Origin of the sequence: Mycobacterium neumannii (assembly GCF_002245615.1) — a bacterium.
Classification (GTDB): Bacteria; Actinomycetota; Actinomycetes; order Mycobacteriales; family Mycobacteriaceae; genus Mycobacterium; species Mycobacterium neumannii_A.
Genome location: NZ_NKCO01000004.1, coordinates 180,670 through 192,835 on the forward strand (window position 1 = coordinate 180,670; position 12,166 = coordinate 192,835).

Annotated in this window: 14 protein-coding genes; 7 read left to right on the top strand and 7 right to left on the bottom strand. The window is 64.8% G+C overall.

The features are described 5' to 3' along the window. Position 1: 1 nt before the first annotated feature. From CEX88_RS07435 to CEX88_RS07465, 7 genes are all read right to left on the bottom strand, one after another. Positions 2–1,018 carry a YncE family protein gene (locus tag CEX88_RS07435; protein WP_126315827.1) on the bottom strand — a complete coding sequence of 339 codons (1,017 nt, stop codon included), beginning with the start codon at positions 1,016–1,018 and terminating at the stop codon, positions 2–4. A 385-nt stretch (positions 1,019–1,403) separates the two neighbouring features. After that, the gene (locus CEX88_RS07440) at positions 1,404–1,811 is read right to left on the bottom strand and encodes an STAS domain-containing protein (protein ID WP_094292986.1); all 408 of its coding nucleotides are present in this window, start codon (positions 1,809–1,811) and stop codon (positions 1,404–1,406) included. Between the two features lie 170 nt (positions 1,812–1,981). Beyond that, entirely contained in the window at positions 1,982–2,431 is a 450-nt protein-coding gene (locus CEX88_RS07445) for an ATP-binding protein (RefSeq protein WP_094292987.1), read from the bottom strand. Between the two features lie 32 nt (positions 2,432–2,463). After that, positions 2,464–2,811, bottom strand: coding sequence for an STAS domain-containing protein (locus CEX88_RS07450; protein WP_068195307.1), 348 nt, complete (start codon positions 2,809–2,811; stop codon positions 2,464–2,466). A gap of 155 nt (positions 2,812–2,966) precedes the next feature. Further along, positions 2,967–3,677, bottom strand: a complete 711-nt coding sequence (locus tag CEX88_RS07455; protein ID WP_094292988.1) for a GAF and ANTAR domain-containing protein — start codon at positions 3,675–3,677, stop codon at positions 2,967–2,969. Between the two features lie 48 nt (positions 3,678–3,725). Next, on the bottom strand, positions 3,726–4,652 hold the full coding sequence (locus CEX88_RS07460; protein ID WP_238381994.1) for an esterase family protein: 927 nt from the start codon (positions 4,650–4,652) through the stop codon (positions 3,726–3,728). Between the two features lie 132 nt (positions 4,653–4,784). Beyond that, positions 4,785–5,066, bottom strand: a complete 282-nt coding sequence (locus tag CEX88_RS07465) for a DUF732 domain-containing protein (RefSeq protein WP_238381982.1) — start codon at positions 5,064–5,066, stop codon at positions 4,785–4,787. A 435-nt stretch (positions 5,067–5,501) separates the two neighbouring features. Between CEX88_RS07465 and ectA the strand changes: the two genes are divergently transcribed. The 7 genes from ectA to CEX88_RS07500 all read left to right on the top strand — a co-directional run bounded on the left by ectA (position 5,502) and on the right by CEX88_RS07500 (position 12,165). Beyond that, positions 5,502–6,026 carry a diaminobutyrate acetyltransferase gene (ectA, locus tag CEX88_RS07470; RefSeq protein WP_274381092.1) on the top strand — a complete coding sequence of 175 codons (525 nt, stop codon included), beginning with the start codon at positions 5,502–5,504 and terminating at the stop codon, positions 6,024–6,026. A gap of 17 nt (positions 6,027–6,043) precedes the next feature. After that, positions 6,044–7,333 (top strand): diaminobutyrate--2-oxoglutarate transaminase, encoded by a 1,290-nt coding sequence (ectB, locus tag CEX88_RS07475; RefSeq protein ID WP_094292990.1) that lies wholly within the window; start codon positions 6,044–6,046, stop codon positions 7,331–7,333. Positions 7,334–7,359: 26 nt separating this feature from the next. Beyond that, positions 7,360–7,755, top strand: a complete 396-nt coding sequence (locus tag CEX88_RS07480) for an ectoine synthase (RefSeq protein WP_066845783.1) — start codon at positions 7,360–7,362, stop codon at positions 7,753–7,755. Next, positions 7,752–8,666 carry an ectoine hydroxylase gene (gene thpD, locus CEX88_RS07485; RefSeq protein WP_066845785.1) on the top strand — a complete coding sequence of 305 codons (915 nt, stop codon included), beginning with the start codon at positions 7,752–7,754 and terminating at the stop codon, positions 8,664–8,666. Before CEX88_RS07480 ends, thpD begins: the two co-directional genes overlap by 4 nt. A gap of 671 nt (positions 8,667–9,337) precedes the next feature. Next, positions 9,338–10,681 (top strand): hypothetical protein, encoded by a 1,344-nt coding sequence (locus CEX88_RS07490; protein ID WP_126315826.1) that lies wholly within the window; start codon positions 9,338–9,340, stop codon positions 10,679–10,681. A gap of 102 nt (positions 10,682–10,783) precedes the next feature. Beyond that, positions 10,784–11,461 carry a hypothetical protein gene (locus tag CEX88_RS07495; protein WP_238381983.1) on the top strand — a complete coding sequence of 226 codons (678 nt, stop codon included), beginning with the start codon at positions 10,784–10,786 and terminating at the stop codon, positions 11,459–11,461. Next, on the top strand, positions 11,458–12,165 hold the full coding sequence (locus tag CEX88_RS07500; RefSeq protein ID WP_094293111.1) for a Type 1 glutamine amidotransferase-like domain-containing protein: 708 nt from the start codon (positions 11,458–11,460) through the stop codon (positions 12,163–12,165). The genes CEX88_RS07495 and CEX88_RS07500 overlap by 4 nt, the downstream gene beginning before the upstream one ends. Position 12,166 lies beyond the last annotated feature (1 nt).

Genomic DNA, 12,166 nt, shown 5'->3' on the forward strand with positions numbered 1-12,166 from the left:
CCTAAGCGGTGACCGGCTCCAGCTCGCGCACCTTGGGGGCGACGATCGGGTCCGTCGCGACGAACTCCGAATACAGCAGCGGCATCGACGCGTTGACGGCGAACATCGCCACCCCGCCCGAGTAGTCGGCCACGTAGAGCCGGCCACCATGCGAATCGACTGCCACGCAGGACGGCCGGCCGTCGACGGTGATCGTGTCGACGATCTGAAGGGTCAGCGTGCACAGCACCGCGACGTGGTCATAGTCGACGATGTAGGCCCTACTCTTGTCCTCGCCCATCGCGAGCTGCGTTGGGGCGCGGCCGACCTCGATGACATCGGTGATGCGTCCCGAGGACAACTCGATCACGTGGACCACACCACCGCGGGTCCGGTCCGAGCTCAGGACGAACGCCGCGCCGTCGGCGAGCGCGATATCGCGAATTGGCGCACCGATACGCACCGCACCGCCGACCCGGCCGGTCTCGAGTTCGACGGTGAGGACCGCGCTGCCCCGCGCGTCGGTGGTCGCGACGTACAGCCGCGTTCCGGTCGGGTCGATCGCGAGGGCATCGATGCCGATGCCCGCGCCGGTCGCGATGTCGATGGTGCCCACGCGGTCGGCGGGGATGTCGATCACCGCGACGTCGATGCGCCCGTCACCGGTTCGACCGGCGTAGACGCGCTTGCCGTCGGGGCTCACGACCAGTGCCGTGACGTTGTCCGCCAGCGGATACGAAGCGATCACCGACTTGGTCGCGGTGTCCAGGACCGTCACCTCGTCCTTGTGGGTCCAGGACGACGTGCTGATGTAAGCGCGGTCGTCGTGGACTGCCACCGCGAAGGGCTCACCGTGGACTGCGACTATGGCCTCAGCGGCGAGGGTGCGGGGATTGAGCACCGCGACGCTGTCGTCGCCCGGGTGCGTCACCACGGTTGCACCGGTGCCGGTTGCGGCGATATCGCCGATCGGTCCTCGGCTCAGCTTCACCGCACCCATCGCCGTAGGCGCATGTTCAGGCATCAAAAAGTCAACCATCGAAAATCGGTACCTCCACCGGCATCGCGTGCAACCGGCCCTAGATTTCAAGTCATAACGCGCCAAATCGGCGCGGTCTGAACCGATTCTAGCGACGAAATCCGACATCCCGCGGCGGTGCGAAAAGCGGCACCTGAGACGACCTGTGAACCTCTCAGACACCGCTTAGAAAAGCGTGCGTTACCCGATTGTTACCAAATTTCGGCAACTCCAAGACAGTCCATGACCTGTGTAAATACTGCTACCGCAAGACTTTCCGAATAATGTGGTCGACAGCATTTATAAAGGTTTCTTACCTTTCGTCGACAAAGTGAGCGGTAAATCACAGGCGACACGGCAGCAAATCAACAACAGGCGCCACGACCGTCACAGGAAGGGGTGCGAACTAGCCCACCAGCCGCAGTCGGGGTCTGCGAGGCGGCGTCGGCGGGTTCACGCGGACCACCGGAATCAGCTCCTCGGGATCACACAGTGCGAGAACCCTGGACACGACGGCACCGGGCAGCACGCGCCACGGCACACCGGCCCGAAGGAGCCGGGCGTTGAGGGCGCGAAGGGCGGTGACCCCGTCGAAGGCGAAGAAGCCCAGACCGGACAGATCAAGGGTGACGTGCTGTGCGTCCGCGATCGTTTCAGCGACCAGAGCCGCGAACTCCTTGGCGTTGGCGGCGTCGACCTCACCGGTCACTGTCACGAGGACGTGGCCGGGCCCACCGATTGCACCGGTGCTGGAGGCGACGGACAGCGCGCGCCTGGGCTGCGATGACGGGCGTTCGATCGCCGCGACGGACATTTTTCCGGTTCCCGACCGCGTACGGGTTACCGCTGCCTGATTCCGCGCTCGGCGCAGATATCGGGTGGGGCGCTGTCGCCGCCCGAGAAGTTTTCGCCCATGCCTGCGCTCGCTTTCTGAAGGAAGTCAGCGATGCGCCTTTACCCGTGCCGGCCGCCGGCCAAACGCAATCACGCAGAAGTTGCGAAAGGCTCCTGGGAGGCGAGCCGGCAATCGTCGAACTCGAGCTGTACGCGGGTGCCGAACGCCGAGGCGTCGATCGTGGCCCGATCGGACAGAGCGCGCATGAGCTGGATGCCGCGGCCGCGGGTGTTCGGCTTGCCGTCGGGCTCCTTCTCCAGCCAGGCTCCCTGGTCGGAGATGGTCGCGACCAGGCGCCGATCCTCGGCGTCGTACCGGGCCGTCACCGACATGCTTCCGGCCTGTCCAGCCTGGACATAGGCGAATTCAGCGGAATTGGTCAGCGCCTCGTTCACCGCTAGCAATATGTCGCTGAGCCGGTCGGCGTCGAGCGCGAAATTCGTCCGGAGCCATTGCGCAAAGGCATTGCGGAACTCGGCAACGGTTTGCGCGTCTGCGGGGCCGTTGCTGGAGAAGCCGAGTTCCGTCGGAGCGTTCATGGTGCTCTCTGTTTACCCCGTCCGGCCCGAGCTCACGCTGTGATGTTGTCGAGCGCGGCGTCCAGCGAGGAAAACAGGTCGATCAGGTCGGCGATCCCCGTGATCTTCAACGGCCGGCTGGTGGCGGATCCGTCTGCGACGACGGCGAACCTGGTCGCGGTGCCGTCGGTCTGGTTGTGGGTCTCCATCAGCACCTGCATGCCCGCGGACCCCAGGAACTCAACGCTGGTCAGATCGACGATCAAGCCCACCGGATCCTTGCCCAACGCCGCCTGCACAGCATCGCGCAGCTGCGGTGCCGTGAGCATGTCGAGGTCACCGGAGGCGGCGACGACAGCGACGCGTCCCACCCAGTTCTCGGTACAAAGTTGTCCGTCCAAGCCTCACCTCTTGTTTGGCAACCACCGTAGCGGTCATGGCCGATCGCGCGAGGCTGCAGTCTTAACCCGCGCAATAGGGTAGCGGCTTCACGGTACCGATACCTAAACGGGGACCCATCCGCGCCGGTCAGGCAGCAATAACTCGGCTTTGGCTACTACGTTGGCCGGTGCACTGTGTCCACCAGTCGCACCGCGATCAGCTGCAACGGCGTGTTCTTCTCCTGGGAGAGCTTCACCAGGAGGTTGAACGCAGCGGGCGCGTCGACGGCGAAGCGCTCCATGATCATGCCTTTGGCCTGACCGATGATGTCGCGTGATGCCAGCGCGGTTTGGAACTGGTCGTCACGGCGCGCGGTCGCCAAACCGATCGCTGCGTGCGCCGCCACCGCCAGCGCCAGGTCCTCGAGGTGGGGTGTGAAGGTACGGGCCCGCTCCGAGTAGAGGTTCAGCGCACCGATCTCCGAATCGTGGGTGTAGAGCTGGATCGAGAGGCTGGAGCGCACCGGGGTGGCTTCGAGGGCGCGTCCGATGAACTCGACCCATCGGTCCTCGGTTTGGAAGTCCTTGATCCGAACCGTCATGTGTTCGTGGACGGCGTCCACGCATGGGCCCTGCTGAAGCTCCTCCTGCAAGGTGTCGAGGTCCTTGGGCACCGGACCCGTGGCTGCGACCGAGCGCACCCGCCGGCTCTTGGGCTCCACCAGCGAAATTCCCGCATGGTGCACATTCGGCAGGATGCGCACCGCCGTCGCGGTCACCTCGTCGACGAGGTTGTCGACGTCCATGTCGGCGCTCTTCTGGCTGTGCAGGCTTCGCGCCAACCGCGCGATCTCTTCGTGAAGAGCGCCGCCGCGCAGATCCGTCATATCTCACCCCATACGATCGGTTCCCGGCCATCGTATGACCGAACCCTGTCAGGGGCGCGCGCCTCCGAGGATGCGCACCAGGTCAGGCTTCATCGCCTGTAGCTGTGAACCCCAGTACGCCCAGGTGTGCGTCCCGTCGGTCGGGAAGTTGAACACCGCGTTCCGTCCGCCCGCCGCGAGGTATTTCTGCTGAAACTCCTTGTTCGTCGACAGCGTGATGTTCTCGAGGAACTGCGCGCTGTACTGCGCACCGAAGTTCGCGCCGTCGTCGAGTTCGGAGGTCGCGCCGTTTCCGCAGTAGACCCACAGCGCGGTGTTGTTGGCGACCAGCGTGTTGACGTTGACGGTCGGATCGTTGCGCCGCCATGCCGGATCCGACGTCGGCCCCCACATATGGGTCGCGCTGTAGCCGCCCGCGTCCTTCATCGAGAAGCCGATCAGGGTGGGCCACAGACCGCTCGACGGGTTGAGGTAGCCCGAAAGCGAACCGGCGAAGATGAACTGGCGCGGATGCCATACGGCGAGGGTCAGCGCCGCGCTGCCCGACATCGAAAGACCCACGACCGCGTTGCCGGTCGGCGCCTGCCCCCGGTTGGCCGCCAACCACACGGGCAGTTCCTGAGTCAGGAACGTCTCCCACTTGTAGGTCACGGTGCCTGCGCTTCCCACCGCAGGCTGATACCAGTCGGTGTAGAAGCTGGCCTGCCCGCCCACGGGCATCACGACCGAGATACCGGACTCGTAGAACCACTCGAACGCACCGGTGTTGATGTCCCAACCGTTGGCATCCTCCTGCGCGCGCAGGCCGTCGAGCAGGTACACCGAATGCGGGCCGCCACCCTGGAACTGCACGCGGATGTTTCGCCCCATCGACGGGGACGGCACCTCGAGCGTCTCCACCGGCAACCCGTCACGTGAATACGCAGTGGCCGTTGGCGTCGGGATCCCAACGCAGACGAGCAGTATCGCGAACAGCGCAGCCCAGAGTCTGCCCACAGACGATTTCACGCGGGCAAGCTAGCAATTCGGCGGCGGCATGCTCGGCGTGCCACGCGGCGCTTGACCAGCTTGTGACAAAACCTCAGCCGCCGATTCAGCGGCCGCGGATCAACAACCGAGTTCGTTGGTCGCGATGCTGACGATGTCAGCTGCGGCGGTCACCGAAACGCCCAGTTCCTCGCGCACCATCAGCATCGATTCGGCGGCAGGCACGCCACGCGCCGCGTTGGCGCAGACCTTGTTGCCCGCGGCGATCAATTGGTCCGCCGACAGGAAGACGTACGTCTCCTGAAGCTTGCGCACAAACTCCGCCTGATCGGCCGCTGCCGGCGCGGCGAATGCGACTGCTGTGGCGGTAGCACCGATGAATAGTCCGAAGATGCGTCGCACAGAAACCCCCTCCGATTGGTCATTGATGTCCGCGGCGCACCCGGAAACCGGCCGAGCGCCAAAGCGCGAAACCCCGACACCCGCGTGCCCTGACGACACGCCATCCACACTGACGGGCGCGTCATAACGTACCCGTTGTTAGGGGAACGAATCATTTCCGCCGTCGATAGGTAACGTTTCGATAACGGCTTGATCAAGTGACCGCCGTCTCACACTTCACCATCCGCGCAGGTAACCCCCGTACCCGGGCGCCGCCCGGCGCGTGCGCGTGAGCTGTGGAAACTTGCCTGTCATTTTTTGCTGGCATACCGTCATAACGCCGATGACGTAACTGATGTGATTCGATGATTTTGTTCGGTGGTGACAACGCAAGTGACCATTCGCGACCGGGACCCAGTCCCGGAGGAGCGGACAGCTGGTTCGAAAACGCCAGCAGTGCAGCCAGATTCGTGGACGAATCATCTCCGCTCGCCGAATGAGGGCGATGCCATCGCAATGCATCGTCTGGTGGCCGAGACCGAAGTGCTCGATCTGAACTCCACCTACACGTACCTGTTGATGGCCACGGACTTTGCCAGTACCTCCATCGTCGCGGAGAAAGACGGCGACATCTGTGGACTGATCACTGGCTACCATCCGCCGGCACGCCCCGAAGTCCTCTTCGTCTGGCAGGTGGCCGTCTCGGCGGCTGCGCGGGGAACCGGGTTGGCCAACGCCATGCTCGACGGCCTCGTCCACCGCGTTCGCGCCAACCGCCGAGGCCATCCGGTCACGGTGGAGGCCACGGTGGCACCGAGCAACTCGGCTTCGCGCGCGTTCTTCGGCGCGTTCGCCCGGCGTCACGGGGTGCCCCTGATCGAGGAACCCCGCTTCACCGCCGCACACCTGGCGGCCGATCAGTCCCACGAAGACGAGCCGACTGTCCGCATCGGACCCATCACGACACCTTTGGCCGACTGACCCCTCAGAAAGGACACATGTCTACGCCAGCAACACTCCCCCGTCCCGACGAATCCGACCTTCCCGAGGTCTATAACTCGGTCGAATCGGAAGTACGCAGCTACTGCCGTGGATGGCCGACCACCATGGCCGTCGCGCAGGGCTCGTGGATGACCGATACCTCCGGGCGGCGCTACCTCGACTTCTTCGCCGGAGCCGGCGCGCTGAATTACGGCCACAACAACCCCGAGCTGAAACGGCCGTTGATCGAGTACCTGGCCAGCGACAACATCGTGCACTCGCTCGACATGGCGACCGCCGCCAAGACGGAGTTCCTGCAGAACTTCGAGCAGCTGATCCTCAAGCCTCGCGACCTCGACTACAAGGTGCAGTTTCCGGGGCCGACCGGGGCGAACGCCGTCGAGTCAGCGCTCAAGCTGGCCCGCAAGGTGACCGGTCGCGAATCGATCATCAACTTCACCAACGCATTTCACGGCATGACCCTCGGCGCGCTGTCGGTCACCGGCAACTCGATGAAGCGCGCCGGTGCCGGTATCCCGCTGGTGCACGCCACACCGATGCCGTATGACAACTACTTCGGCGGCGCCACCGAGGACTTCCACTGGTTCGAGCGCGTTCTCGACGACTCGGGCGGCGGGCTCAACCACCCGGCCGCGGTGATCGTCGAAACCGTGCAGGGCGAGGGCGGTCTCAACGTCGCGAGGATGGAGTGGTTGCAGGCGCTCGCCGAGCTGTGCAGCCGCCGCGAGATCCTGTTGATCGTCGACGACGTGCAGATGGGTTGCGGACGCACCGGCCGGTTCTTCAGCTTCGAAGAGGCCGGCATCGTCCCCGACATCGTCACGTTGTCCAAGTCGATCAGTGGATACGGCCTTCCGATGGCACTGACCTTGTTCCGCAGGGACCTGGACGTGTGGACCCCCGGCGAGCACAACGGCACCTTCCGGGGCCACAATCCGGCGTTCGTCACCGCGAGCAAGGCACTCGAGATCTATTGGCAGACCGAGACATTCAGTGACGACACGATCGCCAAGGGCCAGCAGGTCCGAGACCGGCTGGAAACCATCGCCGACAAGTATCCCGGCCTCTCCGCGCGCGGGCGCGGGATGGCGCAGGGGCTCAAGTTCGAGGATGCGCCGATGGCGTCGGCCGTGTGCCGCGCGGCGTTCGATCGCGGGGTACTCATGGAGACCAGCGGCCCCTCGGACGAGGTCGTCAAGCTGCTTCCCCCGCTGACCACTTCCGAGTCGGATCTGGATGCGGGCATCGACATCCTCGCCGACTCGGTCGCCGCAACGCTTTCTTGACCACCTCACGCCGAAAGGAGCACGACGTGATCGTGCGCACCACTGACGAGATCACCGGCACCGAACGCGACGTGTCGGCCAAGGACTGGAGATCCAAGCGCATCATCCTGGCGGGTGACGGAGTCGGATTCTCCTTCCACGAGACCACTATCAACGCGAATTCGGTCAGCGATTTCCACTACCGCCATCACGTCGAGGCGGTCTGGGTGGTCGAGGGCACGGGGACGCTGACCAACCACGAGACCGGTGAGGAACACCCGCTCCGGCCCGGCACGATGTATCTGCTCGACGGGCATGAACGCCACCGCGTCACATGCCATACTCAGCTGCGGATGCTGTGTGTATTCAATCCTCCCGTGACCGGACAAGAGGTTCACGACGAGACTGGTACCTACCCTCCCCCGGCGGTGCAAGCGAGTTGAGCGACAACATATTTACCGACACCAGGGACCGATATCCCACGCGGCTGTCGGAACCGAGCGATCCGATTCCACGCGCGGAGCCCACGGTGTGGGGCCAGGAGTCGGACGGTCCGCTGTTCGAGACCGACCTGCAGTCGATCGACGCCAACGGATACCTGGTGCAGCGGTCGGCGGTGGATGACAACTGGCTGACGACGCTGCGCGGCGAGTTGAACAATATCGGCGCCAAGGCCGACCCGGAGGACCCGCGGATCATTCGTGAGCCCGGCGGCAGCATCCGGTCGGTGTTTCAACCCCATCTGTTCAGCGATGTCATCGCCGAGGTGGTCACCCTCGACACGGTCTTGCCCGTGGCCCGTCAATTGCTGGGCAGTGACGTCTACCTGCACCAGGCGCGGATCAACCTCATGCCGGGATTCACCGGGACCGGGTTCTACTGGCATTCCGATTTCGAGACATGGCACGCCGAGGACGGCATGCCCGCCATGCGGGCCGTGTCGTGTTCGATCTCGCTGACCGACAACTACCCCTACAACGGCTCGCTGATGGTGATGCCGGGTTCGCACAAGACGTTCTACCCGTGCGTCGGCGCCACTCCGCGCAACAACCACACCTCCTCGTTGGTGAAACAGGAGATCGGCGTTCCGAGCCAGGCCACGCTCGCCGAGGCCGCCGCCCGCTACGGCATCGACCAGATCACCGGGCCTGCCGGTACCGCGCTGTGGTTCGACTCGAACGTGATGCACGGTTCGGGTTCGAACATCACGCCGTTGCCGCGCTCGAACGTCTTCCTGGTCTTCAACTCCGTCGAGAACCAGCTCGTGGCGCCCTACCGAGCCGAGACTCCGAGGCCCGAATACCTGGCGGCCCGGGACAGCCAACCTTTCAGCACCCCGTCACTGGTGCAGTAGACGTCGCCGTGGCCGCCCTGTAAGGGGCGGTCCACGCCACGAATGCGGGCAACGAACTCGAGGTCCATCGCGTTTGCTTTCGTTGGGCCTTGCCGCCTTGGCCCCTACCATTCGGTCGCGTAATGACCCGCGCTTAACGCTTGCAGCCCTGCCGACCTTCGCAAACTGGACAGTGAGCCGACGCTGCCTGAGCGGCCTCCTGACCGAGGCGGCGCCTGCTTTGCCCGCCATGGACTCTGAGAAGGTGTCAGCTACTCGTCGACGCATGCCGCATCTATTTGCCACAGCCCTCGCCGCTCCTCTGCGGACGTGCAGGTGCTCGAGACATCAGCGAAGTCGTTTCGCAGCGCTCACGATCAATCCGGGACGTTTCGAGCGCGTTTGGGCTGTTCAGAAGTGTCTTTTCGGTCATCGGACGATCAGGCATGATCGATCGCAGCAATTCCTTCCGTCGATGATTTCAGGGCAACTTGCCATCAGTATCGACGCAGGCGTAGGTTGCTACTCGTAGCAAGCGCGCAAACAAGGGGAGGGGCTTGATGAAGGCCAGCGCCAAGAAATATGTGACGACCGGGGTGGCACTTGTGGGGGCAGGCGTCATCGCCGCTGGTCCGATCGCACCGGCACCAGCGAACACTGTCGCAGAAAGCCGATCGCACAACGTGGCTCTGATGGCCGCGAACACCAGCGAGATCCAACGTCAATTCGAAGCGCAACAGGCTTTGCTGGAGATGTTCGCACCCGGTGCCGCGCTGGAGGACTTCATCGAGGGCACCCTCGCGGCGTTCAACCGGCCCGGCGGAGAGGCCGTCAACAACCCCGACCCGACAACCGGCGTCGTCGAGGGGTTGGGCCGCATCGGCCAAGGCTTCGCAGCTTCTGGACTTCGGCTCGGGACCACCGCGCTCGCGCCTCTTCGCCTGATCGAGCTCGCGCAAGCCATCAGCGACGGCAACGGCTCCGCGAGCTTTGAAGCATTCGTGAAGAACATCGTCGACGCGCCGCTGTGGACGATCGACCCCGCGCTGTTCGCGTTGCGTGACGCGTTGCCGGCTCCGCTGGGAGGACCCGGCGGGCTCGTTATGACGATCCGCGATCAGCTCTACAGGCTCACCCTCGAGATCAACGAGGGGCTGCAGGACCCGGGCGCGCTGGTGCAGCGCTTCGTCGACGGGACCATCGAGGCGTTCGAGCGGCCCGGCCCCGTCGCATATGAAGAGGTGGCCGGACCGATCGATGCGTTCTCTCGCGTCACCCAGGGTGCGATCGCGTCGACCCTGCGGCTGGCCGCCGCAGCCGTGCTCGGTCCGGTGGGCATCGTGCAGGCGGTCGCCGCCGTCGCCCAGGGTGACACTGAAGCAGCCCTTGCCGCGGTGGAGAACATCGTCGACGGCCCGCTGTGGGTGGCCGACCCGGCGCTCTACGGACTTCGCGATGCCCTGCCGGCCCCGATCGGCGGCCCGGGCAATCTGGTCGAAAATTTCCGCAACGGATTGTGGAGCGCGACCGAGCGGATCAACGGCTCGATCCGCGACATCGTCGTACGCGACGAGACCCCGGCAGAGCAGGACGCCCCCCTGAGGGCAGGCGACCAGCGGGTAGCCGGCGTTGCGGCAGAGGCGCCGACGGTGTCGCTGCAGGTTGAGCGCCCGATTGAGAAGAAGACCGAACTCAGTGCGGAACAAGGCTCCGAACAGCCCTCCGAACAGCCGAAGCCCGCGAAGCAGGAGCGCAAGCGTCTCAGCGACCTGCTGCCCAAGAAGTTGCAGCCAAAGAAGCCCTCGGATCGCAACCTGCTGAGGCCGTCGGCGAACTTCTCTCCGGGCGCCAATACCGGTACGCAGGCCTCGACGGGTGAAGGCGCGAAAGAGGTCGGGGACGTCGACGTTCCGAAAAAGAAGGAAACGACGGTTGGCACGCCGACCGGCACCACGCAGGGCAGCGAAACCGCCACCAAACCCGGTGACAACGGCGCCGGCGAAGGTGGGGGCGACAACTCCGGCAACAACAAGTAGTACTTCACTCATTCGACAGCCCCGGGGCAACAGCACCGGGGCTGTCGACCGTTTTCACTGAACCAACGGAAACGTCGCTCCCGCTCAATTACTTTGGCTGATGTGGAACCACCCCACAGCTACGTCCGGGACACATCAGCGTCGGTGGTGCACCACGGGGACTACTTCAACCGCGATGCCCACAAGGCGCTCTGCGGTCTCGTGCTCACCAAGGTCACGACGCTCGACGATGTCGCGGGCGAAGGGGCGGTCTGCGCGGACTGCGAGGCGAAGTTGGCGCAGTACCACGCCGCATGGTGGCGCAAACGAGCCCTGGCCGTCGAGGCCGAGCTCGACGAGCTCCGCATCAAGTACCGCGAACTGACCGGTGAGGCCGAGGAAGCGCACGAAGCCAGCGCGGAAAGCGCGCAGACCACTGACAGCCCCGCGGTCGACGAAGACCCGACGTCCCTGCTCGGCCGTGCGCGAGTGGAGCTTCTGGCACTCTGCCGCCAGTGCGACGGGATCGTGCCCTACTGGCGGTTGAAAACCACCATGCAGGCGTTCAGCGACGAGCTCAGCACCGACGAGCGAGTCCAACTCGCCCAGGAGATCGGCGCCGACGGATCGCTGATCCGTTGGTGCACAACCGAAATCGATAACCTCGGATGGCAGGTCACCAACAGTCCGGTCCAGGAGGAATCCGAGGCCATGTGGGACGCCTGGACTCACGATGCGTACCAGACACCCAAGAAGAACAAGTGGCGCCTGGGTCGGTCCCGGTCCCGGGACGCCAGTTGACGTCGGCTCCCCAGGGCCACCTGCGACCGCTCTTCCTACTGGCAGACAGTCAGCTGCTGTTCTGGAAACGACAGGAGCGGCTGCTGCTCGAGCCCGCGGTCGACGAGTTGGCTCGACACGCACCCCTGAGTGCCGCCTACATCGGCGCGTCCAACGGTGATCGTCCGGAGTTCTACGACATCTTCGAAGCGGCCATGGACGACGTCGGAATCGCCGACCTCCGCATGGTCGACTCGTCGTTCGGCGCGGACGATCGCGCGTTCCTCGAGCGGGCCAGCGTGGTCGTCCTCGCCGGCGGTGATGTGCGGATCGGCTGGAACGTCTTCGAGAGCACCGGCATGGCGGACGTGATCCGGGCTCGGTACGCGCATGGCGCTGTCCTGGTCGGCATCTCCGCCGGTGCGATCCAGCTCGGCAGCTACGGAATCGTCGAGACATCCGAGTCGGCGGCCACAGAACTGCTCGACGTGTTCAAGTTCGTTCCCGCGATCATCGATACGCACGACGAGCGCTCCGGCTGGGCGCGGCTGTCAGGAACAATCCATTCGATGCAGGGAGCCGCAACCGGGATCGGCATCCCCGCCGGTGGTGGGGTCATCGTGCACCACGACGCCACCGTCGAGCCCGTGCGACATCCCGCGCACGAATTCCGTTACGAGGAAACAGGTCTCGTGCACTCGCTGTTGTGCCCCACCGAGGAGTGAC